General features: G+C 58.8%; 21 protein-coding genes and 1 pseudogene. 12 read left to right on the forward strand and 10 right to left on the reverse strand.

Going from position 1 to position 26,074, the window contains the following annotated elements:
- The first annotated feature begins 216 nt into the window (after window positions 1-216).
- Window positions 217-699, forward strand: a complete 483-nt coding sequence (locus tag ACO9S2_RS00095) for a sensor histidine kinase (RefSeq protein WP_423720683.1) — start codon at window positions 217-219, stop codon at window positions 697-699.
- 444 nt (window positions 700-1,143) lie between these two features.
- Here the strand turns inward: ACO9S2_RS00095 and ACO9S2_RS00100 are convergent, their stop codons facing one another.
- The 3 genes from ACO9S2_RS00100 to ACO9S2_RS00110 form a co-directional block, all read right to left on the reverse strand.
- On the reverse strand, window positions 1,144-1,500 hold the full coding sequence (locus tag ACO9S2_RS00100) for a hypothetical protein (protein ID WP_423719724.1): 357 nt from the start codon (window positions 1,498-1,500) through the stop codon (window positions 1,144-1,146).
- 680 nt (window positions 1,501-2,180) lie between these two features.
- Window positions 2,181-2,726 carry a hypothetical protein gene (locus ACO9S2_RS00105; RefSeq protein ID WP_423719725.1) on the reverse strand — a complete coding sequence of 182 codons (546 nt, stop codon included), beginning with the start codon at window positions 2,724-2,726 and terminating at the stop codon, window positions 2,181-2,183.
- Window positions 2,727-2,949: 223 nt separating this feature from the next.
- Window positions 2,950-4,155 (reverse strand): potassium/proton antiporter, encoded by a 1,206-nt coding sequence (locus tag ACO9S2_RS00110; RefSeq protein ID WP_423719726.1) that lies wholly within the window; start codon window positions 4,153-4,155, stop codon window positions 2,950-2,952.
- A 277-nt stretch (window positions 4,156-4,432) separates the two neighbouring features.
- On the opposite strand from ACO9S2_RS00110, the gene ACO9S2_RS00115 reads away from it, so the two are divergent.
- The gene (locus ACO9S2_RS00115) at window positions 4,433-4,579 is read left to right on the forward strand and encodes a lmo0937 family membrane protein (protein WP_423719727.1); all 147 of its coding nucleotides are present in this window, start codon (window positions 4,433-4,435) and stop codon (window positions 4,577-4,579) included.
- Window positions 4,580-4,693: 114 nt separating this feature from the next.
- Here ACO9S2_RS00115 and ACO9S2_RS00120 read toward each other — a convergent pair whose 3' ends face one another.
- Window positions 4,694-5,809 (reverse strand): AI-2E family transporter, encoded by a 1,116-nt coding sequence (locus tag ACO9S2_RS00120; protein ID WP_423719728.1) that lies wholly within the window; start codon window positions 5,807-5,809, stop codon window positions 4,694-4,696.
- A 245-nt stretch (window positions 5,810-6,054) separates the two neighbouring features.
- On the opposite strand from ACO9S2_RS00120, the gene ACO9S2_RS00125 reads away from it, so the two are divergent.
- The 3 genes from ACO9S2_RS00125 to ACO9S2_RS00135 all read left to right on the forward strand — a co-directional run bounded on the left by ACO9S2_RS00125 (window position 6,055) and on the right by ACO9S2_RS00135 (window position 11,188).
- On the forward strand, window positions 6,055-6,744 hold the full coding sequence (locus tag ACO9S2_RS00125; RefSeq protein WP_423720684.1) for a VIT1/CCC1 transporter family protein: 690 nt from the start codon (window positions 6,055-6,057) through the stop codon (window positions 6,742-6,744).
- 136 nt (window positions 6,745-6,880) lie between these two features.
- Window positions 6,881-9,514 (forward strand): magnesium-translocating P-type ATPase, encoded by a 2,634-nt coding sequence (gene mgtA / locus ACO9S2_RS00130; RefSeq protein ID WP_423719729.1) that lies wholly within the window; start codon window positions 6,881-6,883, stop codon window positions 9,512-9,514.
- A 210-nt stretch (window positions 9,515-9,724) separates the two neighbouring features.
- Window positions 9,725-11,188 (forward strand): RNB domain-containing ribonuclease, encoded by a 1,464-nt coding sequence (locus ACO9S2_RS00135; RefSeq protein WP_423719730.1) that lies wholly within the window; start codon window positions 9,725-9,727, stop codon window positions 11,186-11,188.
- A gap of 85 nt (window positions 11,189-11,273) precedes the next feature.
- Here ACO9S2_RS00135 and ACO9S2_RS00140 read toward each other — a convergent pair whose 3' ends face one another.
- From ACO9S2_RS00140 to ACO9S2_RS00150, 3 genes are all read right to left on the reverse strand, one after another.
- A complete protein-coding gene (locus tag ACO9S2_RS00140; RefSeq protein WP_423719731.1) occupies window positions 11,274-12,617 on the reverse strand; it encodes an FAD-binding oxidoreductase in 1,344 nt (447 codons plus the stop codon).
- A 5-nt stretch (window positions 12,618-12,622) separates the two neighbouring features.
- Window positions 12,623-13,732 carry a cyclopropane fatty acyl phospholipid synthase gene (gene cfa / locus ACO9S2_RS00145; protein WP_423719732.1) on the reverse strand — a complete coding sequence of 370 codons (1,110 nt, stop codon included), beginning with the start codon at window positions 13,730-13,732 and terminating at the stop codon, window positions 12,623-12,625.
- A 123-nt stretch (window positions 13,733-13,855) separates the two neighbouring features.
- Window positions 13,856-14,737, reverse strand: coding sequence for an acyl-CoA desaturase (locus ACO9S2_RS00150; RefSeq protein WP_423719733.1), 882 nt, complete (start codon window positions 14,735-14,737; stop codon window positions 13,856-13,858).
- A gap of 778 nt (window positions 14,738-15,515) precedes the next feature.
- On the opposite strand from ACO9S2_RS00150, the gene ACO9S2_RS00155 reads away from it, so the two are divergent.
- Window positions 15,516-16,799, forward strand: coding sequence for a DUF4382 domain-containing protein (locus tag ACO9S2_RS00155; protein WP_423719734.1), 1,284 nt, complete (start codon window positions 15,516-15,518; stop codon window positions 16,797-16,799).
- 569 nt (window positions 16,800-17,368) lie between these two features.
- Here the strand turns inward: ACO9S2_RS00155 and ACO9S2_RS00160 are convergent.
- A complete protein-coding gene (locus tag ACO9S2_RS00160; RefSeq protein ID WP_423720709.1) occupies window positions 17,369-17,614 on the reverse strand; it encodes a fibronectin type III domain-containing protein in 246 nt (81 codons plus the stop codon).
- Here ACO9S2_RS00160 and ACO9S2_RS00165 point away from each other — a divergent pair.
- Window positions 17,604-17,837: a hypothetical protein gene (locus tag ACO9S2_RS00165; RefSeq protein ID WP_423720710.1), complete on the forward strand. Its 234-nt coding sequence runs from the start codon at window positions 17,604-17,606 to the stop codon at window positions 17,835-17,837. The genes ACO9S2_RS00160 and ACO9S2_RS00165 overlap by 11 nt on opposite strands.
- A gap of 23 nt (window positions 17,838-17,860) precedes the next feature.
- On the opposite strand, the pseudogene ACO9S2_RS00170 reads toward ACO9S2_RS00165, so the two are convergent.
- A pseudogene (locus tag ACO9S2_RS00170) lies at window positions 17,861-18,181 on the reverse strand (hypothetical protein); the annotation flags it as partial.
- Window positions 18,182-18,781: 600 nt separating this feature from the next.
- On the opposite strand from ACO9S2_RS00170, the gene ACO9S2_RS00175 reads away from it, so the two are divergent.
- On the forward strand, window positions 18,782-20,116 hold the full coding sequence (locus tag ACO9S2_RS00175) for an NfeD family protein (RefSeq protein ID WP_423719735.1): 1,335 nt from the start codon (window positions 18,782-18,784) through the stop codon (window positions 20,114-20,116).
- A 1-nt stretch (window position 20,117) separates the two neighbouring features.
- Window positions 20,118-20,891 carry a slipin family protein gene (locus ACO9S2_RS00180; RefSeq protein ID WP_423719736.1) on the forward strand — a complete coding sequence of 258 codons (774 nt, stop codon included), beginning with the start codon at window positions 20,118-20,120 and terminating at the stop codon, window positions 20,889-20,891.
- A 91-nt stretch (window positions 20,892-20,982) separates the two neighbouring features.
- Here the strand turns inward: ACO9S2_RS00180 and ACO9S2_RS00185 are convergent, their stop codons facing one another.
- Complete coding sequence (locus ACO9S2_RS00185; RefSeq protein ID WP_423719737.1) at window positions 20,983-21,576, reverse strand: nucleoside deaminase; 594 nt, start codon at window positions 21,574-21,576, stop codon at window positions 20,983-20,985.
- Between the two features lie 239 nt (window positions 21,577-21,815).
- On the opposite strand from ACO9S2_RS00185, the gene ACO9S2_RS00190 reads away from it, so the two are divergent.
- The 3 genes from ACO9S2_RS00190 (at window position 21,816) to ychF (ending at window position 26,016) form a co-directional block, all read left to right on the forward strand.
- Complete coding sequence (locus ACO9S2_RS00190; protein WP_423719738.1) at window positions 21,816-22,001, forward strand: hypothetical protein; 186 nt, start codon at window positions 21,816-21,818, stop codon at window positions 21,999-22,001.
- Window positions 22,002-22,272: 271 nt separating this feature from the next.
- Window positions 22,273-24,345, forward strand: a complete 2,073-nt coding sequence (locus tag ACO9S2_RS00195; protein WP_423719739.1) for a hypothetical protein — start codon at window positions 22,273-22,275, stop codon at window positions 24,343-24,345.
- A 579-nt stretch (window positions 24,346-24,924) separates the two neighbouring features.
- On the forward strand, window positions 24,925-26,016 hold the full coding sequence (gene ychF / locus ACO9S2_RS00200) for a redox-regulated ATPase YchF (protein WP_423719740.1): 1,092 nt from the start codon (window positions 24,925-24,927) through the stop codon (window positions 26,014-26,016).
- The last annotated feature ends 58 nt before the right edge of the window (window positions 26,017-26,074 follow it).

Raw genomic sequence — 26,074 nt, forward strand, 5'->3', positions numbered from 1 at the left:
GCGGCTCACGCGCTCAACAACTTTCTCACCGTGACAGGCGGAACAGTCGAACTTCTCTCGCTGTCGCTGGCGAACCATCCCGACCCGCAAGTTCACATCGGGCTTGAGGCGCTGCAGCAGGCCACCAACTTAATGACGCACACCGTGAGCCAACTGATGCATGCCTCGACGGATCGGGACGCGAAGCTGCGGTTTGAACAGGTCGATCTGCCGGTCATGGTGAAACGCTTCTGCGCGTATTATGAGCGCATTGCGGCCCGGAAACAGATTCGCTTTCTCTCCGAGTCCGCCGTCGATGTTCCCCCGGCGTGGACGGACCGGGTGGCGACCGCCGCGGTGTTGGATAACCTGATCTCGAACGCGGTGAAATACTCGCCACCCGGAACACAAATCCGGGTCCAGGTATCCACCGATCGGGACGGGGTAGTCTGCGGTGTCCGCGATGAAGGCCCGGGCCTGAGCGAAGAAGATCAGGCCAAACTGTTCCGGCCCGGAGCGCGACTCACCCCCAAGCCCACAGGCGGCGAGCTTTCCACAGGGTACGGATTGGCGGTGGCCAAGGAGTTGATCGAACGGGTGGGGGGCATGATCTGGTGTGAAAGCGTCTTGGGGAAGGGGGCCTGCTTCTTGTTTCGCTTGCCCCGCTACCAGGAAGAGGTTCATGGGCCGGCTGAGCGCTTGCCAAAACCGGCTCTATAAACTCGCCTGGCCTCCCCGCACACAGTCCTCCCCTCCTCGCCTCAGGACCGATAAAGACACATCGCCTTCACCGGGGACCGGCCGGCAAGAAACAGGGCCGCTACATCGCGGGACAGTTACCCTCGCGGCCGTTTACATAGAGGCAATTCGACCTCGCGGCATCCTCGCATTTCCTATTCTTGTGCAGTGCCCACTTGCCCGCTGAGTTTCACCTGCAGGCGCTGCAGGAATTGTTGCGCGTTGCTCGCGAAGTGCGAATCTTTCCCTTGGTGACGCTGGAAGGGGCCCCTGTGCCTCATGTGAATATTGTCGCCCAGAGCCTCGCACGCAACGGCAACAGGATTGAGATCAAGTGTCTCTCATACGAGTTCCAGCAGGGCGGCGAGGGAATGCTGCTCATCAGACCGGTCCGACGTCACCGACAGAAGAGATCAAGTGGCCGGGCTACTCCTGAGGCGCTGGCCGCTGAGCCTGTGCGTGCTGGGCCTCCGTCATCGGTAATCGTCCTTCCATCTCTGTGCACTTCGTCCACGGATGCAGCGCGGCGCCGGCAACTGCCCCGACCATGGCAACCGGCATCGCCACGACAAAGAGCGGCACTCCGATGCCGTAACCGACCCATTGCAACGCAACACTCTCGCGCTGCTGACCAGCCTCGACTATGCGCTCCGCCGGATAGAGCGGAAAGGTGCCATATTCGCTACCCAGACTGGCACTCTCACCCACGGTCCGGCAACGGGCGTCGCTCCACGAGGGTAACAGGATTATCGTGACGATCAGCAACATCACGTTGAGTTTCATTCTTCCCCCTCCCCACGGCATAACCCGCACCCGCTCCTACCGGCTCACTCGCCGGTTGCAAACCGGCTATCGATCTCCCCTTTACATAACACAGCAAACCTTATGCCCCGTAGGAGGGGAAGGATGGCAGGGTTCGTGGAGTTATTCTCACGTACGGGCCTCGCGCCGATTCTTTTCTCCTGTGCAAAAACGAAGTCTGCCCCCTCATTTCAGCGAGTGTTTCCGCTCAATCCGCACAGTGCGGAAATGACCGGGCCCCCGGATGGAGATCGAGCGGCAGATCGTTCGATCAGACCTTCGCGGCGCGCACAGGGGCATCAGGTCTGCCGTCGTTCCTTTGACATAGACGGCTCGTCCACTGCCCGATGCGAACGGGCCTCTTCAGCTTCCGCCGCTGATGGCTTGCGCAGCGCGGCGATGGGGAGACTCGGGAAGAATCATCGCCTGACCTGCACTCATCCATTCTCCTGATCTGCTCACCTTACGGCTGCGGCGGCTCCCCGTTCAGTTGAAACAGGAGACTCACAGAACAATAAAAGCGTCAGCCGGCGGGAAAGATCACGAGCACCGGATTGGTTGATGGAGAATCACGGCCCCCCCGGATCCCGGCATGGTCTGTCCCCTGGGAGTCTGACAAGGGGGGTCGGGTCGTACCGCGCACCCTTCAGCTCCGCCCTACGCTACTGAGGCAGATTCCCGCCTCGCATTGTGAAAAACGTCGTCGCGAACTGTTCGATCATGCTGTGCAAGCCCTTCTGGATCGTCTCGGAGATGTCGTCTTTCGGTCCGTATCCGAGAATGGCGCGGTTCCAGAGCGTACCGGGGGTTCGAGGCATCACATAGGATCCTGCGTTGCAGTCCAGATGATAGGCCACGGTATAGGCTTCGCCGACAGTCCATACTTCGCAGGTGAAAAACCCGACTTCGCGCAATCGTTCTGTCCCTTCGGGAGCGGGACCACCGGACATTTCGAGTGCGATGCCGGGAAAATTCTTGAGAAAGGCCGCTCGTATCGCATCCGTCAGCTCATCGCCCTTGAGTCTCAACTTTTCAGCGGTCCCCAGCGTCTGCACCTCAACCGACACGAATTTCTTGATCTGCGTCAGCTCGGTGAATGACGTCGTGCTCGTCCCCGCTCCCGGTTCGGCTGCGAACGACACCCCCTCGAGTCCGACCCCGGCCGACAAGATACCCCCCAGACAGCACGCCCACACATGGCTACGCATCGCTATCCCCCTTCTCTGCGTCGCTACACAGAAAATTCGCAATCCTGCCGCCAACATGCGAACTCACAAGAATTCGATGCGTCAATCTCCGCCACATCCGGTAACGACGCCCCGTCCATCGTAGTCAGTTCGAACAAGGTTCGCAATCGGATCACGCCGGACCTGGCACCAATGTGGTCATGACAGCAATCTCGTGAGTGTCCACCGGGGATCGAGCACTGAATCAGACCCTGCCTTTCTCCGGCAAGACATCGAGCTTTAACATCCTGGTGATCAACGGAATCGGCGGTCCCTGCAGCAGCACGGACGTCAACGCAATGAAAAATACGAGATGGAAAATCGTGTCGGCCTGCTTGACCCCGGCCAATACCGGAAAGGTGGCCAGGACAATCGGCACAGCTCCGCGCAGTCCCACCCAAGCCACCAGGGTTTGCTCTCGCCATGACATGCGGGACAAGGCGAGCGCTGCGTACACGCTGATCGGGCGCGCGATGAGGATGAGAAAAAGCGCAGTGAGCAGGCCAACCCCGGCGATGGGGGCCAGGCGAGCCGGAAAGACCTGCAATCCCAGGATCAAGAACATCGTAATCTGCATCAGCCAGGCCAGCCCATCGTGAAACTGCAAAAGGTTCTGCTGATGCGTGAACGGCCTTCGCCGCATGACGAGGCCCGCCAGGTAGACGGCCAGAAACCCGCTGCCCTGCAATTCAGCCGTGAGACCGTAGGTCAGCAGCGCAAAGGCAACCGACAACACCGGATAGATCCCCTCCAATTCCAGCTTGAGAGCGTTCAGCGTCCGCCGCATGATCTCTCCCATCACAATCCCGAGCACTGCTCCAACCGTCATCTGCATCAGAAAGAATCCGGCGAGATCCCAGAACGAGGTGGCGGGATTGGTCAGCAGTTGGATGAGGGCGACCGTCAGCACCACCGCCATCGGATCGTTGCTGCCGGATTCCAATTCGAGCAGTTGGGTGAGTGACCGAGGAAGCCGGGCGTTCCGCGCTCGCAAAACCATGAAGACGGCGGCAGCATCGGTGGACGAGACGATGGCGCCGAGCAGCAGCCCCTCCAGAAACGAAAATCCCTGTAGCCATGACACGAACAGCCCGACCAGAACGGCGGTGACCACGACCCCGATGGTGGACAACGCCAGTCCGTTCCACAGCACGGGCCGCACGCCCTCCCACTCCGTATCCAGTCCGCCTGCAAACAGAATCAAGACAAGCGCGATGACACCCAGGCTCTGCACGAGAGCCGGATTGTCAAAATAGATTCCCCCCGGACCATCGGACCCCGCCAGCATGCCGATGGCGATGAACAGCACCAGAGAGGGAATCCCGAACCGGATCGAGAGCTTGATCGTGAGAATGCTGAGAATGACCAGGGCGGAAAAAAGGATGAACAATAATTCAATCGAAGTCGGCATCACTCTCCGTACAACCGGTCTTGGGAAACGAACAAGTTGTTGTATAGCACAAGAGGAGAATACCGCGCCAGGAACGGACCGCCGGCTCGCGGCGGTCCGGGCTTGCGCGAGACGCGTCACATGTCATACAGCACGGCCCTCACGCCCCCCATCGCCTCTGGATAGATAGATTCATCTCCAGGCTTTGGAATAGACTGGCCGCAGCAGATCGATAAGTGAGGCGGGAGTGAGCCGCTAGATTTACGATTGACCAGGTAACGGCGAAAGGAGGCGCACCATGCTCGAGACTATTGCGATCGTCTTGATTGTCCTCTGGCTTCTGGGTCTCGTTAGTTCGTACACCATGGGCGGATTCATTCATACCCTCTTGGTACTCGCGATCGTGGTCATTCTGATTCGTGTCATTCAAGGTCGGCGCGTGTAAGGCCCCTGAGGACCGAACTGGTGGTGGGGATCAATGTCGCGGCGCGTGGCAAGCTGACCTCCCCGTTCTGTCCTGCGTGACGCGTCATTCGCTACTCGGCAGGTTCTCTACGCATCAACTCTTCTCTCCAGGCCTTTCCATCTCGGTCTGAACCGGTGCGACCTGGTCATTCCGGTATGCCTCCAGAAACGTCACGGCCATCGCAACCACCAATGGACCGGCCACGATACCGACCAGGCCGAAGAACCGAAGCCCCCCGAGCACGCTGAAAAACATGATCAACGAGTGCAATTTCGACGCTTTCCCGACGATCATGTTTCGCACCAGTTCGTCGATCACCACGGACAACACAATCCCCGCCGCGACGAGCGCTCCCGACTGCATATACGCCCCTTGGATCGCCAGATAGATCGCTGCGGGAAACCAGACCAGCGCGGCGCCCACGAACGGAATATACGCTGTGATGGCCATGACGGCGCCCCACAGGATCGGGGACGGTAATCCCACCGACCAAAACGCCAGCCAGCCGATGAACCCTTCCAGCAAGGCGACGATCGTATTGCCGTACACGGCCCCTTTGACCACCTCGTCAAATCGTGTCAGGACCAAGAGGCGGCGCTCCGGCGTGATCGGAAGAGTCTCCTGCGTCCAATCGACGATGTGTTTCCCGTCCCGAAAAAAGTAAAACGCGGACAAGAGCACGATTCCGAACTCGATCCCCCTCTGCACCAGATTCGTGACCACGTTGGTCGATTGCTCAATCAAGAGTTTCCCGAGATCGGCCACTCCCGTCACCAGGCCCGATCGCAGATCGCTCCCCGTCAACCGTTCAAGGTTCTGAAATTGCGCGACGAACCCCGCAATCACCGGGTACCGCCGCCAGCCCTCCCCTACGGACCGTTCGCCCTGCTGCAGATAGGTCACCAGGGAGGAAACCATCCCTGCGAGATCCTGCGCGACGAGGAGCGTCAGATAGAACAGCGGGAGCAGGAGTCCGATGGTGGTGACCGTGCACATGAGCACCGCGCTCAGCGCCTCCCGTCCGCCGGTGGCGCGGAGGACTCGGCCATACAGTGGATACAGCGCATACACCAGAACCACGGCCCAGAGGATGGGAGAGAAAAACGGACTGAAGAGCAGCGCCGCCAGGGCCAGCGTCCCGACCATCAATGCGACCTGCGCAAACCGATTGGTCTGAGAGACCGTCTGACGCTCTGGTTGATGTGGCATGTGTAAAGGATCATAGCGAAGCCTGGCCGCTTCAGCAACATGAAGTGGCGGATGGCAGGGCGGCTCTCCTCCCCATCACGCCACCAAGGACTGGACACCCCTGGTCATGACCAGTCAATCCACAACCGCAGGAGGAGACGGAACATTGAGGTACTGAATAAAGAGGCATGGTTGCAGTAGACTTGTCCGGAAGAGACAGAATGGGAAGGCGGCGATTTGGACATCGCTCAGACGGAACGGACATGATGAGACATACGGAACGCCACAGAACAGACCGCATCGGATGGCTCCGTGCGGCGGTGCTTGGGGCCAACGACGGAATTGTGTCCACCGCGAGCCTCATCTTAGGCGTGGCAGCCGCTGGCGCGAACGCAAAGAGTATTCTGATCGCAGGCGTGGCCGGTCTGGTGGCCGGTGCGATGTCGATGGCGGCCGGCGAGTATGTGTCGGTGAGTTCGCAATCCGACACGGAGCGCGCCGATCTGGATCGTGAGCGGAAAGAATTAGCGGCTCACCCCAGGCAAGAGCATACAGAATTGACCGACATCTATGTTGGACGCGGGCTCGATGCAGGACTCGCCTCCGATGTCGCCACACAGTTGATGGCACATGATGCCCTCGGCGCACATGGGCGTGAGGAGCTGGGAATATCCGAGACGTCCACCGCGCGACCGGTTCAAGCCGCATTGGCATCGGCCGTCACCTTTTCAGTTGGCGCAGTCCTGCCGCTGTTGATCGTCCTGGTGGTGCCGGTATCTGCCCTTATGTGGGCTGTTTCCGGCAGCTCGCTCGTCTTTCTCGCGCTCCTCGGCGCCATAGCTGCGCGTACCGGCGGCGCACCTGTGCTGACTGCTGCCGCACGGGTGACTTTCTGGGGTGCCCTCGCCATGGCCCTGACCGCCGGGGTGGGCGCGCTGTTTGGGGTTGCGGCGTGAGATTCCTACGCCGCCCCGACCTCGCACGAGGTTCCCAGAACACCGCAGTCGTCGTTCAATAGACAACAACGGCATAGACCAGATTGCTTCTTCGAGCGTACACCGTCGCCGTTTCTTCTCACTCGGTAGAGGCCGAATGACCATCTCCCAGAAAACCCTGGGTACGGCTCAGTCCCCCGATCCTGTCTCCGGCGGAACAGGGGCGCATGATTCCGCGCAACTCTTGGAAGCGGCGTATGCCGACACCGATACCGTCCTCAAGGGACTTGCCTCCCAACTCAGCGGATTGAGCACAGCAGACGCCGCTTCTCGCGTGAAGCAGTTCGGAAGAAACGAGATCGCGAGAGAGCAGTCTCAATCGGCCTTCATGAGACTCTTCAGGAACATCACAAATCCCTTGGTCCTTCTGCTCCTGGCCCTGGGCGTGCTGTCCTTTCTCACTGGAGACCTGCGGGCCACGGTGGTCATTTTCGTGATGGTGGTACTGGGCGTGGTATTACGCTTCTTCCAGGAAATGCGAGCCGATCATGCAGCCGAGAAGCTTCAAGCGATGGTCAGCAACACCGCGACAGTCGTGCGCGCCGACAAGGAGGAAGAAGTCTCGCTCAAGATGGTCGTGCCTGGCGATATCATCCGGCTAGCCGCCGGCGATATGGTGCCGGCTGATGTGCGGGTGCTGTCCGCCAAAGACCTGTTCGTGAATCAAGCGGCCCTCACCGGCGAAGCCCTGCCTGTGGAAAAAAAGGCCCCCCCGGCATCGGCAGACGTTCAGAACCCGCTGGACCTTCCCAACATCTGCTTCTTGGGCTCCAACGTGGAGAGCGGAGCCGCGACCGCCGTGGTCGTCCATACCGGGGACCGGACCTACTTTGGCTCGCTGGCCGCCAGTATTGTCGGAGGGCGCCAGTTAACCAGCTTCGACAAGGGCATCAACAAGTTCACCTGGCTGATGATCTACTTTATCGCCGTGATGGTTCCGGCTGTGTTCCTCATCAACGGACTGAGCAAACACAACTGGCTGGACGCGTTCCTGTTTGCCATGGCCGTGGCCGTCGGGCTGACCCCCGAGATGCTGCCGATGATCGTGACCGTAAACCTGTCCAAAGGGGCTCTCGCCATGGCCCGCAAGAAAGTGATCGTCAAACGCCTGAACGCCATTCAGAACTTCGGAGCGATGGACGTGCTGTGCACCGACAAGACCGGCACCCTCACCCAGGGCAAGATCGTGCTCGAAAAGCACCTAGACGCGCACGGCGATCCCAGCGAAAAAGTGCTGCATTACGGCTACCTCAACAGCTACAACCATACCGGGCTGAAGAACCTCCTCGATGAGGCGATCCTCGCCCATGAGGAGCTCGAGGAACGCCTGAAAGCCAAAGAGCACTACCGCAAGATCGATGAGATCCCGTTCGACTTCGTGCGGCGCCGAATGTCAGTGGTGGTGGAAGATACAACCGGGTTGAACACGCTGATCTGCAAGGGCGCGGTAGATGAAGTGCTCGGACTCTGCACCCGAGTGGAAGTCCAAGGGGAGATCATTGAAGTACTGCCCGAGCACGATGCGAAACGCCGGCAGATTGCAGACGACCTGAACGGTCAGGGGTTCCGGGTCATCGCCCTGGCGTATAAGACCATGCCGAATGCCCCGGATGAACCAGTCTATTCGGTCAAGGATGAATCCGACCTGATCCTACTGGGTTTCCTCGCCTTCCTCGATCCGCCCAAGGACACCGCGACAGAGGCGTTAAAGCGGCTCCACAGCTTGAACGTGGACGTCAAGGTCCTAACCGGCGACAACGAGATCATCACCGCCCACATCTGCAAGGAAGTCGGCATGCCGGTGGAACATCTCCTGCTCGGCTCTCAGATCGAGACGATGACAGAATCGGAACTGGCCGAAGCCGCCGGCGCCACCAGCGTCTTTGCCAGGCTGGTCCCGGCTCACAAGGAGCGCATCATCCGTGCGCTCCAGAGCAAGGGCCACGTCTTGGGGTTCCTCGGCGACGGCATCAACGACGCCCCGGCCTTGAAGGCCGCCGATGTGGGCATCTCGGTGGACAGCGCCGTGGACATCGCCAAAGAGTCATCCGATATCATCCTGCTGAAAAACAGCCTGCTGGTGCTGGAGCAGGGCGTGCTGGAAGGCCGGCGGGTGTTCGGGAACATCATCAAATACATCAAAATGGCGGCCAGTTCGAACTTCGGCAACATGTTCAGTGTCGTGGGGGCCAGCGCGTTCCTGCCGTTCCTCCCCATGCTGCCGATCCAGGTGCTGGTCAACAACCTCCTGTACGACTTCTCGCAGACCACTATCCCCACCGACGAGGTGGATGCGGAATGGCTGACCAAGCCGCGCCAGTGGACGATCGATAAGATCTTGCGTTTTATTCTGTGTATCGGGCCAATCAGCTCGATCTTCGATTACCTGACGTTCTTCTTGCTGCTGTACGTGTTCAACTGCTGGGACAATCCGGCGCTCTTCCACACGGGCTGGTTTGTGGAGTCGCTCTTCACCCAGACGTTGATCATCCATGTCATTCGAACCAACAAGATCCCGTTCATCCAAAGCCGGGCTAGTTGGCCGCTCATCGCCACTTCCATGATCATTGTCGCGGTCGGCGCCTGGCTGACGGTGTCGCCCTTGGCAAACACGCTCGGGTTTGTCCCGCTCCCTCCGCAGTACTGGCTGTTTCTGGCCCTCATGCTGCTCGGCTATGCGATACTGACACAGGTGGTGAAGGCTTGGTTTATTCGCCGGTTTGGCGAATGATGATAGAGGGACTGTGATCCATCTCGTTTCCTTGTTGGCCTGCTTGTCGTGACCAGCACGTGTGGATCATCAAAGACCAACCAGCCGATCCCCATATGCTCGTACCATCAGCTATAGACCAGCGGCTCCTCGTTCGTGCTGTAGCTATGCCCTCATACGGTACGCTCATACCCACGATCCGCTGCGGTCTCATTCCAAACTGAGGAACCTATGACCAGTCATCGCTCAGATCTCAAAGGCATCGCCCGTCGCGCCATGGTCGAACGCGGACTCTTGCCGGACTTTTCGGCTGCGGCGATGGCTGAACTCGCTCACATTCAACGCGCCGCCACGGACCAGCAGTCGCCCCTGCGTGACCTGACAAGCCTGCTCTGGGCCTCGATCGACAACGACGATTCGCGCGACCTCGACCAACTCACCGTCGCCGAGCTGCAGCCGGACCGGTCCGTGAAAATCCTGGTTGCGATTGCCGACGTGGACGCGCTGGTCACAAAAGATTCCGCGCTGGACGCACATGCCCGGCACAATACGACGTCGGTCTATACGGCCGGCGAGCTGTTCCCTATGCTGCCGGAACAGCTCTCAACTGACCTGACGTCACTGGGGGAAGGGCAGGACCGCCTCGCCGTTGTCGTGGAGATGGTGATTGCGGAAGATGGCGCGGTGCTGAGATCCGCCCTCTTTCGGGCGCTGGTGCTTAACCACGCAAAGCTGGCCTATAACAGCGTCGCAGCATGGCTCTCGGGAACGGGACCCGCGCCGGAACGGATCTCGGCCGTCTCCGGTCTCGAGGCTCAACTCCGCCTCCAGGACCAGGTCGCACAACGGCTCAAGGCGAGACGACACCAGCAGGGTGCCCTGAGTCTCGAAACCCTCGAGCCGCGCGCCGTCTTTGATGGAGAGGTGCTGACCGCGGTCAGGGTCGACCAGAAGAATCGCGCGAAAGAACTGATCGAAGATTTTATGATCGCGGCCAATCAGGCCACCGCCTCCTATCTCAAGGGAAAGGGTGTGCCTTCCTTTCGTCGCATCCTCCGATCACCCGAACGTTGGCAGCGGATTGTCGAGGTGGCGGCGCGCTGGGGCGAGCCCTTGCCGGGAGAGCCCGACGCGCGGGCGCTCGAAACCTTCCTCGTGAAGCGGCGGCAGGCCGACCCGGTCAGATTTCCGGATCTGTCCTTGGCGATTGTGAAGCTCATCGGCCGGGGCGAATATGTGCTGGATCAATCGAAGGACCGCGCGCCCGAACATTTCGGGCTGGCCGTGAAGGGGTATACCCACTCGACGGCTCCCAATCGGCGCTTTCCCGATCTCATCACCCAACGACTGGTCAAAGCGGCGCTGGCCGGCACGTCCACCCCGTATCGTCCCGACGAACTGAAGTATCTGGCCGGCCACTGTACCGAGAAAGAAGACGATGCGGAACGAGTCGAGCGGCAGCTCCGAAAATCCGCCGCCGCCCTGCTGCTCGAATCACGGATCGGGCAGCGATTCGACGCAATCGTGACCGGCGCCTCGGACAAAGGAACGTGGGTGCGGCTCCTCGATCCGCCGGTTGAAGGCAAACTAGGCGGGATTACACGAGGTCTTGACGTTGGGGACACGGTGAACGTGGAACTTATCAGCACGAACGTCGAACGCGGATACATTGATTTTTCCAGAGTCGGGGCCTGAGAGCATTCTCAGGCCATCCAGTGTACTCGTGGCGGACATGTCTGGCGCGACCGGCGGAGGTTCAAGAACAGAAGGACCGGGGGCATCACTGCTTGAGGACGCATTTTTCGTACAAGTCTTTCAGCTTGGCCGTCTGATCGTATCGCGTTTTGAGGGCGCGGTAGGCTGGTTCGTTGTATAACTGCCAGAATTCTTCGCGTGAGTAGAACGCCTCCGAATAGAGAGATTTCTTCCCGTGCAACTCCTTCACTTTGGCTTCGACTTTCTTGTTGAAATACCCGTCCTCATGATCGGTTTTGACGGCGTCCCAGAATCCAAAGTTGACATAGAGCGTCCCTGGGGTCATCGGGTACAAGGGATATGAGGCCGATGGATCATAGGACGCGACCGGACAGATCCACACAGGTGTGATCCCGATCTCCCGATTGAAGAACCTGGCAAACTCCGCCGCATGCTCAAGCGGGATTTCGACATCCTGAATCACGGCCTCCTGCCGGCCGGCCAGCGCCCTGGCCACCCGCTGCGCGGTAGGCGAACGATTGAACTTGCTGCGCAGTTGCCAATACACGGTGGAGCACAGCCGCTTCCTGCCCCACAGCCATCGCACGAGCGGATGCTGGACGAAGAAATGTTTCGAGCACCAGAACCAATCAGTGTCCCATCGCCAGAGATAGTCGTGCGCCGTGAGGTAGTCGACCGTCTTCTGCCGGATCGACCGATAATAGATGTGCTGATAGGTGTAATCGCTGAGCCATTCGGCCTGATCGACCCATTCGCCGGTCGTGATATAGAGTTCCCGGTCGTCGAACATCGTGCCATCGACGAACTCCACCTGCCGGTCCCGGCAGACGCGCCCCAGCGCATGAAAATAGGTCTCCAGATCCGAATACCGCTCGTGCCGGAGGCGGACAAATTTCCCGACGGGGATGAGCGCAACTTTGACTTTGAGCGCATAGCCCAACGTGCCGTAGGAATTCGCAAAGCCGAAGAACAGATCTTTGTGCTCGTTGTCTTTGGTGGCTGCGACGACTGTGCCGTCAGGCAGGAGGATCTCAATTTCCAGGATCGTCTCATGGACGAAGCCGTACTTGAATGAGGACGACTCGATACCCACTCCCGCCAACGCCCCGCCGATGGTGATCGACTTCAGTTGAGGGACCACGCAGGGCATCAGCTGGAACGACAGCGTTTCACGAACCAGCTCTTCGTAGGTCGTCATCCCTTCGACTTCGGCATACCGTTCGTTCTGGTCAACGCGGATGACATGGTTGAAGTGGCGGACATCCAGCCTGTGCCGCTGCTCCTGAACCCGCTGACGGAAGAGATTTGACGTCGTTTTTTCAAGGGCCAGCGATCCGGCCGTGCCCGACGCACGAAGGGCAGCGACCAACGCGGCCCTCTTACGGGCATAGTCTTCAGGGGAAATCATGGCCGTCAGCGTACCGCTTCATAGCCGCCCAACAGGCCATGCTTCGACATGACGATCTGCCAGAGATGGATGGTTCTGGCGCGGAAGGCCCCCGCGAGAGACAGCAGATAGTAGCGCCACATGCGGAAGAAACGCTCGTCGAAGGTCTTGTCCCATTGGGCCCGATGCCGGTCGACATTCTCCTGCCACGCGAGGAGCGTGCGGTCATAGTCGGTCCCGAAATTATGCCAGTCTTCCATCACAAAGAGCCCGTCCATCGCCGCGCTCAATTGCGCGACTGACGGCAGCATGCCGCCGGGGAAGATGTACTTATCAAACCAGGGATCGCCGGTGGTCACCGAGGCATTGTTCCCGATACTGTGAAGCAAGAACAGCCCATGCGGCTTGAGCGAGCGGTGCGCCACTTCCATGAGCGTACGGTAGTTCTTGAACCCCACGTGCTCACAAATGCCGATGGCGGCAACCTTGTCGAACTCCCCGGTCGCTTCACGATAATCCTGAAGCCGGATTTCGACGGGCAGTCCGGCACACCAGCGACGCGCGTAGGCCACCTGCCGCTCGGAAATGTTGTGGGCGACCACCGAACACCCGTAGTTGGCGGCAGCGAAATGAGCAAATCCTCCCCACCCGCACCCCAGCTCCAGCACGCGTTCGCCTTTCTGGAGTTGCAGTTTCCGGCAGATCAAATCCAGCTTCTGCTCCTGCGCCTCCGCCAGAGTCTTTGCCCGCTTCCAATAGGCGCAGGTATATTGCATGTGGGGACCGAGCATCTGTTCGTAAAACTCGTTGTTCAGGTCATAGTGGAGTTGCGCCACGCGTTTTGAGCGGCTCTGCGTCTGCATATTGAACAGGCGCGCCTTGAACGCATTCCAGATGAGCCCCTTATCCCGCACCGCTTTGTCGAGTTCGACCGTATGAATCCTGAAAAAGAAGTCGTCCAGCTGATTGGCATCCCACCAGCCATCCATATAGGACTCGCCGAGCCCGAGCGACCCCTCAGCCAGGACCCGATCGTAAAATTGCGCGTTGTGTACAAGGATGTCCCCTGATTGAGACCCGTTGATATGCACCCGGGCTCTCTCGAGCAATTCCTGAACAGTTTGCTGGGAAGTCATCTCGATGCTCATTTTCCCCTCACCGCCTCGACAGAGGTTCCGTCCATATCACAAGAGAGTGCCGTGCCGGCAGCCCGAGCCGCAATGGCCGACACAGCGTCCCTGCAACCGCCCGGCTGTGTCTCACGACAAGTTGACGGTGTGTCCGGGAACCAGCACTTTCGCCTTAATGTGGGCCGGAGGGGTTCTCAGATCCCACACGATCCCGAGCCAGGAAAGCACGGTCAGAACATAATAGGACAAGTCCACCTCCCACCAGCGCCACCCTTGATTGACGGACGACTGGTAGTAATGGTGGTTATTGTGCCAGCCCTCTCCGCAACAGAGCACCGCCAGGATGAAGCTGTTCCGGCTTCCGTCGCGGGAGTTGTATCGCACGCGGCCCATGATGTGGGTCAGAGAATTGATGAAGAAGGTACAGTGATAGAGCACGCTGGTGGAAATGAAGAATCCCCAGATGAGTCCGGGAAATCCCCACAACATGAATATCAGGAGCGCGTACAGGAACGGCGGAATGTAGTGAAACCGGTTCAGGACGCGCAGTTCAGGATATTTCTCCAAGTCCCTCACCAGGGCGAACTCGGTCCGCACATACTCGTCGGACAAGAGCCATCCGACATGGGAGTACCAGAACCCCCGCTGCACCGGGGAATGGCGGTCTTCTTCCCGGTCTGAGTGCCTGTGGTGATGCCGATGGTGTGAGGCCCACCATAAGACGCCCTTCTGGGCGGACGTCATGGCGAGCACCGCCAGGAGAAACTGAAAGACCCGGCTGGTCTTATAGGAGCGGTGTGAAAAGTAGCGGTGGTACCCTGCCGTGATGGCAAACATCCGCAGGTAATAGCTCCCGACCGCTAATGCCACCAACTCCCAGCTGATCCCGGTCTGAAAGGCCCACAGACACATCAGATGGACGCTCAGGAAGGGAATCGCGCCCTTCCATGAGATGGCCTTTGCTCCCACATGCTGATCGATGGTCTCGCACGATTGACTATACATACTCATGACTCATCCTTCACCGCCATCCTTGTATGCACTTGCAGGTTAGAGACACCGGGACACAAAACCGGGCTATTCTACGTTATCAGCACGAGTCTGAGAAGAGGAAAACATGCGGACAGGAAGAGAGGCTTGAGAGGCCCTTTCCGGCAGGATGCCTCAGGTATCACAGACACGGATCCGGCTTTCCGGCAAACTTGGCCGCATTCGAATGCTGACGCTGCCATACTCGTGACTCTCAAGCCCGAAGGCATGTCCGAACTGGCTCCCATGCACGAAATTGAATCCGGACAAACATTCGTCCAAGCAGGTGCCCCAGCGAGCGACCAGCGTCCTCGGACAAGCTGGAAGCCCCGGAGGATGGATCTGACGATGCCTCAAATAGCCGCTAAGCAGCCCAATCAATCGCCCATGGTTTCCGGCTCGATCATTTCCCAAATTGCACAGGTACGCTATTGGGATTTCGGCTCATGTTATGATTTTGAGCCTGCATGAAAAAGCCTACAGGGCGGCACCACCTAAAGCGGGATTGCGAAAAATCGACACACAGTGAGAAATGTGAACTAATGCGATGGCTATCTCTTATACGATGAGGACAGGTGTTTTTTGAGGATTTTGCAACAATTGATTGCAGTTGACGTGGAAGGAACAGCAATCGATTTGAAAAGTACTCCATGGCATGAATTTCGCTTGATCCATCAATCATTTTGCTCATTTAAGGCTATGTTGACTCAAGATCTTTTTTCCGGTTCGGTCTCGTCTTTAATCGAAAGGAGGGTGGCACATGATGAACAAACCTACTGGCCACGTCAAAAAGCTCACTTGCCTGATGGGTCTCCTCCTGGCGGTTCTTGTTACGGGATGCAGCGGCGGTGACGGGGGTGGCGGTGCCGCCACCGGTACTTCGGCACCGGGCACACTGGCTGTTTCGCTCACCGATGCGCCGGCCTGCGGCTATCAGGCAGTTTATGTCACCGTCAGTAAAGTGCGGGTGCATCGAAGCCAAACCGCGGACGACAACGCCGCCGGTTGGAGCGAGATTGTCCTCTCCTCTCCCCAAAAGATCAATTTGCTCGATCTGAATGACCCTACCCAGCCGAATCTGGCGCTTTATTCCCTGGGAGAAACTTCGCTTCCGGCAGGCCACTATACGCAAGTGCGGCTGGTGCTCGTTCCAAACAGAGGGAACAACCAGCCATTTAACAACTCGATTGTCTTGGAGGGACAGCCCCAGGAACAAGAGCTTGATACTCCGAGCGCTGTCCAGTCAGGGATCAAACTGGTCAATGAGTTCGACGTGCCTTCCGGACAACGGGTCGATCTGTTGCTGGACTTCGATGCCTGCCATTCCATTGTCCAGCGTGGGAATGGGACGTACGCGCTTAAACCGGTGATCAAAGTCATCCCCTATGTCCTGAACGGCATCGCAGGTTATATTAGTCCGTCGGTATTCCCCAATCAGGTCAATAGTAACCATGTGGCTGTATCTGCGCAGGTGGATGGGGTGGTTGTTCGATCGACGGTGCCTGATCCAGTGACCGGACGGTTTCTCCTCGCACGCCTGGTTCCTGGAACGTTCGATGTGGTCATCACAGCAGATAACCGTGGGACCAGGGTTATCACAGGGGTGCCAGTCAACGACACTACCAGCATCACGTGGGTAAGCACCGATGCCCCACCAGCTCCGCCTATCACGTTGGCTTCCTCCTCGACCGGAGACATTGGTGGTCTTGTGACCTTGCAGTCGGGAACGGATGAAGAATCGGTCATTATTGCAGGGAAACAAGTGTTGAGCGGTGGGCGAACTGTGACGGTCAAATCGCGAGTGGCGACAGTGCGAACAGCCACGCCGGACCTCGGCGACTACGAGTACACCTTGACTTTGTTGCCCACAGAGGCGCCATCGGCTGGTCCCTACGTGACGCCATTGCCGATTGTGTTTACTTTACAGACCGGAGCTGCAAATACTTATACAGTTCAAGCTTCGTCCACCGGCTATATCACTGGATCGGTGCCAAACCTTGCAACGGGGACAGTACAGAACTTCAACTTGAGCTTGGCCCCATAGACCGCTGGCTTCCTGGCCAGCAGGCGATCGCCTGCTGGCCAGGAGCCAGCGGTTTAGAGAAACCGGTGGAGACCCGGTTTCTCCTGATTCAGCCAACGAAACACTCCGGACGTAATCAAGAACGAAAAGAACTCCTCTGGTTCACCTCTCCCTCGCTCATCTCTCGCTGGCTACTTCCCGTCAATTTTCGTAGACCCAACCTCTCGCCATACGCGAGAACCGCTTTAGCAATCATCTGTTCTCGCCCCACTCGCCTTCCCAATCACGAACACACCTCCGAAAGAGAGCGAACGAGGGAAGCCCCTATGGATCCTTCTGAACAGATATTGATGGTAGTTTCGACCACCATCAGGCCTGCCGATGGTCGGCCGGGAAACCCGGCCGGAATTTCTGGACTGACCAAGGCTCCGGGTGGATATACCGGCGAGTGCAGGAGAGCGGTGAGGCCTCTTACTGTTCAGACAAAAAGAACAGGCCTGCTGGTACAACCAGCAGGCCTGCACCTGTTGCACCCTCTAGTATCGAGCTGAACGTTACTTCCCTCCCGCTGGATGCGGGACAGCCCCCCATCAATTTATAGTCTTGCTCACCTCAGTGGAGGGAGGGCTCTCGAGGCCACTGCTGTTATAGGCAGTCACGACAAAGTAATAGGTCGTCCCGACTAACAGACTGTCCACCAAAGAAGACGTAACGTTCCCCACGTCAATGGGCGTTCCATAGTTTCCCGAAGCCGTCCCCATATAGACCTTATATCCGGCCAGACCGGTGCTGGTAACGGGGTCCCAGGCGACCGACACCGACTTGGTGCTGCTCACCGAGGTTGTCGTCGTCGATGTCGTGGTTGAACTGGCACTTGAATCCGATGTCGAAGTCGTCGTCGAAGTCGTGGTTGAACTGGCAGTTGAATCCGTCGTCGAAGTCGTCGTTGCACTCGTCGTCGAGGTCGTGTCCAGAGTCGTCGCCGGGAGCACCGTGAGCGACACGGGAACCACCGTATTCCCCCCTTTAGACAGTTTGATCGTGACCGTGGCGGCATAGCTCCCCGCCCTCAACCCGCTGGTATTTGCGGCCACTGCGACCTGAGTGGTGCTGGTGATGGTTGCTGTCGCAGGGGAGACCGTGAGCCACGCCGCGTTGTCCGTGACACTCAAACTGGCTTCGCGCTTATTCGCTTTCGACACAGAGACTGCCTGGCTGGAAGGACTGGGGGCGCCCTCAATCGCATAAAACGACACAGCCGTTGGACTCACGTCCACCGCCCACGCTTCAGGGGATGCCCAGATACCGATCGCCAATGTCAGGCCAATGCCATACCAGGATCGGAGAGAGCGCGCATACTTCTGACTTCGTCGGGCTAGAACATCTTGATGAGCGTTACGCATAGATACCTCATCGTTGTGTGACAGTTGTTACTCGAACCGCGTTTGCGGAGCAGCAGGCATCGGCCCTTCCTCCTTGCGATTCGATTTACCCGATGAGCAATATCAATGCCGGTGCACGGCTTAGGTAGATGTCTCTGAATGACAATGAATTGCGGATACTTTCCCAGCGCAACGGAGCGACGAATGCGTTCCGGAATGAACTGTTGTGTATGAGCCCCCCATTAATACGTACATAACTGCGCACCTGCGGGAACCGAGGCTGTGAGGCCACAGCCGCCAGGTGCAGGACCGTAGTTCGCGGGCACAGACAGAGAACTGACTTGCGGGGTTCACCAACCGAAAAGAACCGACACGAACCCACAAAGGAGCGCACTCCCCTGACATGTCATTGTCATTCATCGCTCGTCTCCCGCTGGTTGTTTCCGCCCAAATCGATGAGGTCTTGCCCCTGCGCCATACCCGTGACCCCATCCGCACTGAGTGTATTTCTCTACTCTCCTGTTCCTTGACAGCGCAGGGGGTGGCTCGTATGCTGAGCGGAGTACTGTTGCCTCACTATTCTTCAGGCGTTTCTTCAGGCATTTTGGTAGGGACACCTCGATGTATCTCCAGAGAAGTCGTCCCCGTCTGCCGCTCCTTCAGCTGCTCCTCTTAACTGCTGCGCTCATCGCCGCTGTGCTTACGACAACGCTTCCCGCTCGAGCCGAATCGTTCGTGACGGTCGCCACCTATGATGGCGTCATCAACCCGGTCTCCGCCGAATACCTCCACGATGCCCTCCTGTCCGCGCAAGAGGGCGGGGCTCAGGCATTGATCATCCGCCTCAATACGCCCGGCGGCCTCGACACGTCGATGCGGCTCATCATTAAAGACATGACCGCCTCCGCCATTCCCGTGGTCGTCTATGTGTCGCCGTCCAGCGGACGGGCCGCCTCCGCCGGAGTGTTTATCACCATGGCCGCCCACGTCGCGGCGATGGCTCCCGGCACGAGCATCGGCGCAGCCCACCCCGTGGCCATGGGCGGGGGCGAGATGGACCGGTCCATGAAGGAGAAAGTCGAGAACGATTCGGCGGCCTACATCAAATCGATCGCCGAGCAGCGGGGCCGGAACGTCGCCTGGGCGGAAGACGCTGTCCGAAAGAGCCTGTCCGTGACGGAACGAGAAGCCGTGAAGCTGAAGATCGTCGATCTGGTTGTGGAGGACCTGCCGGCGTTGCTGAAGCAACTGGACGGCCGCACGATCCCCCTCCAAAACGGCCCGACCGTGCTGCATACGGCGGGCGCCGCCGTGCGTGAATTCCCGATGGGGCTCCGGCTTGAACTCCTGAAGACGCTCAGCGACCCGAACATCGCCTACCTGCTGATGACCATCGGCACCATCGGACTGATTGCCGAGCTGTATAACCCCGGGGCGATTCTGCCGGGGATTGTCGGAGCCATTAGCCTCATCCTGGCCTTTTACTCCTTCCAGTCGCTGCCGGTAAACTATGCAGGCGTGCTGTTGTTCCTCCTCGGAATCGTCTTCTTTATTCTGGAAGCCAGCGTCACCAGCTACGGCTTGCTGGCCATCGGCGGGGTGGTCTCGATGCTTCTCGGCTCGGTGATGCTGATCAAGACCGAGGTGGAGTTCCTGCAGATTTCCTGGTCGGTTATCCTGCCGGTGGTCGCGCTTGTCGCGGCGTTCTCCCTCTTTATTGTCAGCATGGGTGTACGCGCGATGCGGCGACGGCCGGTGACCGGCCGGGAGGAAATGGTCGGCCTGGTGGGCATTGTCAAAACGGCGCTGACTCCCCACGGGCAATTGGCCGTCCACGGCGAACTCTGGGAGGCCACCAGTGAAAAACCCCTCCAGCCGGGCGATGAAGCTGAAGTGACCCGGGTGGATGGCTTACGGTTGCATGTGACCCCACGCACCAAACAGAAAGAGGCCTGACATGCTCTTCAGTCCCTTTGCGCTCTTGATTCTCCTGGTGATCCTCATCCTAATGGGGTTTAATGTCCTGCGCGAGTACGAACGGGCCGTGATCTTTCGATGGGGCCGGCTGGCCCGTGGACTCGTCGGAGGAAACGGCCCCGGTGTCGTGATCATCATCCCGTTCATCGACAAGCTGGTCCGCGTCAGCTTGCGGACCGTGGCGATGGATGTGCCGCCCCAGGACGTCATCACCAAAGACAACGTCAGCGTCAAAGTGAATGCGGTCATCTATTTCCGTGTGGTGGACCAGGAACGGGCCATCATTCAGGTCGAAGACTATCTCTATGCGACCTCCATGATGTCGCAGACGACGCTCCGGAGCGTGCTGGGGCAGAGCCAGCTCGACGACCTGCTGTCGAAACGGGAACAGATCAACGCCGATCTCCAGCGGATCATCGATCAACAGACGGAGCCCTGGGGCGTCAAAGTCACCGCTGTGGAAGTGAAGAACGTGGACCTGCCGCAGGAAATGCAGCGGGCCATTGCGCGTCAGGCGGAAGCGGAGCGCGAACGGCGCGCGAAAGTGATCCACGCTGAAGGCGAATTCGAAGCCTCGCGGCGCCTGGCCGACGCCGCCGATGTGATCAGCCGCAACCCGGCTGCCTTGCAGCTCCGTTATCTGCAAACCCTGGTCGAAATTGCCGCCGAGAAGAATTCGACGACCATTTTCCCGATTCCCATCGACACGATTGCCCCCTTCCTCGCAAACTGGAGCAAGAAGGCAGAACCCTAGATCTCGCCTGAAACCGGCGAAACAATACAGATCCCCTGATCCGGGCTGCACCTCTCACCAACGGGTGCCCTTGTCTGCTGAATGGCCGCGCTCATCTTCCCCGTCGAGGGTTGTAAATGAGTCCTCCACGCTTCCGGTATTCTTCAAAGACCACCATGGCCTCGTCCCGGCACACGTCCCGAGCTACAGCGATCCCTCGCTCCTCTAACGCAGTTACCCAGTTCTTCGCCTTAGCCCCCTCATCGAATCCGAATGCCTCGGCATCCTCGGACCGCGCCCCACAGACCAGACTTCGAACCCCGGACAGGGGAATCGCTCCGAAACACATGGCGCAGGGCTCGCAACTGGTTACCAACTCATAAGGCGGCAGGCCGGGGGTTCCGAGATCGAAGCTCCGGACCTGCTGTTGCGCATTGGCCAGCGCAACCATTTCCGCATGGGCATGGGAGCAATTAGTGACGGTGACCAGATTGACCCCGACGGAAACCAGCGCCCCCGTGTCAGATTCGAACACGGCGGCACCGAACGGCCCTCCCGGCCCCTGCTCGACATTCCACAGAGCTAACCGGATCACCAACTGCATCCGGTCGCGCAAGGACACGGCCGGCGTCTGCCGATCCCGCAGAAACCGTTCAACCCCGCCGGGGAGATTAAAGGGAGAGGCGGCTGACGGAAAAGAGGTCATCGTGGAGTACGCCTCATCATGATGCTCGCTCTCATTCTAGCGATTCCCGACACCGGGGCAAAGGATTGTTTTTCCATTCACGCGTGAGAGGAGCCGAAGGGCGGCATGAGCACCGCCTCCCTCCCGTCTTGACTCAATCCTTCAGTCCGCCTACTTTTACGGCGACGTGTTCACGGACATGAGACCCGATGGTCTCTCCGGACACCTAATTCTCTCAGCCATACAAGGAGGCAGGAGTTATGCGGTTTATCAAAGTAAAAGACGAAGAACGTGCCGGTGACGTGGCGATCAATCTCGACCTCGTCCGGGAGGCACACTTTGGAGGAGGGTTGCTGCACCTCTATTTCGAGCGCAGCTCCACGGCACAGGATGACATGACCTTCACCGGCGAGAATGCCCAGAAGATTTGGGCCGCGATGGGATAGCGAGTTCCCCGCTCAAGCCCTGTGGCGCGATGTGAAGACAACGCGCCACAGAAGGGAAGCCCTGCCTGACCTGCGACGGAACGATAATTGATGCGGCACAACGCTTGACCGCTCCATTCGCGAAACAGCACACCGCAAGTCCGCATCCATGGGTAGCAATGCTTACATTCAACATCTTGTGGAACACCCTCCTTGCCCGATTGATTCAGTTGTGGCATAAGCACACCGTGAGCGCGTCATACCCGGGCAGTTAAACACGAAAGAGAGCTCTATGAAATTACTCATCACCACGATCTGCATCCTCACAGTAACCGGCTGTGCGTCCGACCTGCCCTACTCGATCGCGATCGGTGATCCAAGAAACGACGGGAGCGGAGTCGGCCGGGAACACTGCGTCCTTCGACTCGACAAGATCGTGCAGCAGGTCGCCGAAGAGTACCCCTCATCCAAATGGACGGTTCGCTCCCTGCAGATTCATCTCGAGAACAGGCTTCACGAAAGCACGCAGACGTTGGAGCGCTGCACGGACAGCAACGGCCAACCGGTGCGAGTCAAGGACGCCCCTCCCATCGAAGAGGTTGCCAAGAAATGGTTGACCTCCTATGCCCTGGATGCAACCGACCCTGATCAGGAGCTGGACCGTTTCCGCGAGTACGTGCGCTCCGCCCGGCTCGTGCAGCAGCTGGCTAACCGACAACTCTTACCGGACGAAGATCCGCTCAACACCTACGACCTCGTCGAACAGACTTCGATGCGCCAATCCCAGTGGTGCGGCACTCTGACCCCCCTCATCCCGAAACCGCTCGCGCTGCCCTTCCTCTCGCCCGCCACGCAAACGGAACAGCCCCCGCAAACGACGGCTCCGGGAGGCACGGAAACAACCGCAAAGAAATCAGCGGAAGAGCCCTCCTGCCTCAAGGCGAGATCGCTCTACCACGTCACCTCCACTCCGGCTGATCTATATGAACAACTCCTCTCAGAAATCACTCAAGCGGAGGCGAAAGGCACACAACGGAACCAGCGCTACTTTGTCCTCGGCTATGAGATTCCCTGGGACAAGGACCGAACGCTGGTCCGCTATGGGGTCACGTTTTACTTCAGGCAAACGGCACCGGAGGACGGATCACCGGCATCCGACAGCACCAGCCCGGTCCAACTGATAGGCTATGACCTCGCCTATGCTAATGAAGCAACCCCGGCGCCCTTGACCGGACTTGTTGCGGGTGCGCCCTCCACACGTCCGGAGGCGACCCTCTCGCCATGGCAGGATAACCCCTGGGCCATCACCGGATACCCCTTCTCGCTCGTGATCGGGCTGAAGAACGCCGCGTTTGAGATCGCAAAATTACCATTCAGCACCATCGCTGGACTCGCCTTTGGACGTGACGCGTACAACTATCCGCTGGAAAACCTCGAAACCGCCTATAACGCACTGTATGTTGAAGCCACCACCCAAACCCGCGGAGGCGCCGAATGGGGGCTCTACCGCCTCCTGACCGAGATACCGCTCGTCGGACAAGTCTTCCAATATAACTTCAGCTTCGACCGCTCGGAGAAGGATGTCCCCTCGCCGGAGACTCCCCGTAAGCTGTTCCTGTCCCGCGGGATTTACGGCGGGAATAAGTGGGGCCAGGACACAGGACTCTGGGCCCTCTTTGCGAAGCAGAGTTATCCTGCCTATGACATTTATAGCCCCCCCTATCGCCATGGCACCGTCATTGATGTCACCTGGTCGATGTTCAACCTGTCTCATGGCCCGGCGTATAGTGAAGCCCGGTATGTGATTGATCATGCCCGTCGTGAAGACCGCCTGTATCTGGCAGGGCATAGCGGCGGCGTGCAGCGAAGCGCCGCCGCCTCGAAAATTCTCACGCACCATAAGTACCGTGTCGTCAAAGCCGTCGGCCTTGCAGGACCGAGCATCGGACAGGCTCTTGTTGACCCTCGATATCCCGAGGCGTTCAAGATCTATCTCAACACCGGATCGGGGGCCAATGAAGATGTCGTCTCCAAAGTCGGCCTTGTCGCCGGGGCCTTCTCGACGCTCCTCGACTACACCACGATTGTGCCCCTGAAATACATAGTCGGAAATCTGGTGTTCTGGAAACGCGACGAGATCTATCAAGCCTTCGACCGCATCGGCTTTACCAATGCCACAATCGTGGAGGTCGCCCGCAAGCCTTCGAGCCGCCATCAAACGCCATTGCGGCTCTCATTCACCGACCGTCTCGTCTACGACAACTATCTCCGCAACGAATTTGCGACCGCCTTCCGGGAAGACCTGGAGCGTCCGGATAGCCCGGATGCATTGGAACGTCCTGCTGCATTTCCCTGGCAACAATAGGCGAACGGCGCCCGGCACCCGGAAGGCCGGCGCAAGCGCGACATCGCCGGTTCGCTCACAAGCAAGACGCCGCCACGCAGGCTGCGTGGCGGCTTCCGGCTTACCCGGTCCGCCACATTCCTGTCGCAAGTTCCACAAGCGCAAACCCTCCTCGCTACGAACGGGCTCGGCTGGTGCGAGCTTGAAGGCCCGCACGGCGCCGGCATCATTGCCACGCTCACCGATCCAGCCTTCCGTGGCCATGGAATCCACAGAGCGATTCTCACTAAAACCCGCGCAGTAAACCCTCACCCCTTTACGGATAGGAGGAAAGAACCGGTGAGCGGGATTCGACTCAACCTCTCCTTACATGCATCTGGATCGCCGAATAGGTCACCGGCCCCGTGGCTGATCCATGATCGCCGCCCGCGCCGAGGAGTGATTCGCTCTTCTTGCCACATGAACGTCCGGGGATGGACCGGAGCCCCCCTGACCACGTAGAATGAGGGATTGCTTTTCCTGCCCCCTCTCAGCCTCCGCGAAGGCGCGTTGGAAACAGCACTTCTCAACCAGCAGTTCTAATTAGATGAAGGGATCGTCATGAGTTTGAAATGTGGAATCGTCGGGTTGCCCAATGTGGGCAAGTCTACCCTATTCAATGCGCTCACCAAGTCAGGCATCGCGGCGGAGAACTACCCTTTCTGCACGATCGAGCCGAATGTCGGCATCGTCGAAGTGCCGGATTCACGCCTACAGGCACTCGCCGAGATCGTCAATCCGCAACGCATTCAGTATGCGACGACTGAATTTGTGGACATTGCGGGACTGGTCGCCGGGGCTTCCAAGGGCGAAGGCCTGGGCAATCAGTTTCTCGCAAACATTCGTGAGACCGACGGCATTGTGAATGTGGTGCGCTGCTTCGAAGACGACAACGTGATTCACGTCGCGGGCAAGGTCGATCCCCTCTCCGACATCGCCACCATCGTCACCGAACTGGCGCTGGCGGACCTGACGACAGTGGAAAAAGCACAGGAGAAGAACGTCAAGCTCGTGCGCGCCGGTAATAAGGACGCCGCAAAGCTGGGCGAACTTCTGGATCAAGTCGCCGCCTGTTTGAACCAGGGCAAACCGGCCCGTACCATGAAACTGGATGCGGCGCAGCTGGCCTTGCTGAAACCGCTCTGCCTACTGACCCTCAAGCCCGTCATGTACGTGGCTAACGTATCGGAAAAGGGATTCACGAATAATCCGTTGCTGACCCGCGTGGAAGAGTTCGCCAAACAGGAAGGGGCGCCGGTCGTGGCGATTTGCGCTGCGCTGGAGTCGGAAATCTCGGTGCTGTCCGATGAAGAAAAGAAAGAATTCCTCGCCGACACCGGCATGACTGAGCCGGGACTCAACCGCCTGATTCGCGCCGCGTACCAACTGTTGGGCCTGCAAACCTACTTTACGGCAGGCGTCAAAGAAGTCCGGGCGTGGACCATTCATGTCGGCGACACGGCCCCGCAGGCCGCGGGTGTCATCCATGGCGATTTTGAGAAGGGCTTCATCCGCGCGGAAGTCATCAGCTACGACGATTTCATCGCCTGCAAGGGCGAAGCCGGCGCCAAGGAAAAAGGAAAAATGCGGTTGGAAGGCAAGGAGTACGTCGTCCAGAACGGAGACGTGATGCACTTCCGCTTCAACGTCTAGCAGGATGCCTGTACCTACGCACCCGGCCTCTGCCGCCACACATACCGTCTTTCTCCCG

Source organism: Nitrospira sp. NS4 (genome assembly GCF_049546785.1).
In the GTDB taxonomy this organism is placed as follows: domain Bacteria; phylum Nitrospirota; class Nitrospiria; order Nitrospirales; family Nitrospiraceae; genus Nitrospira_D.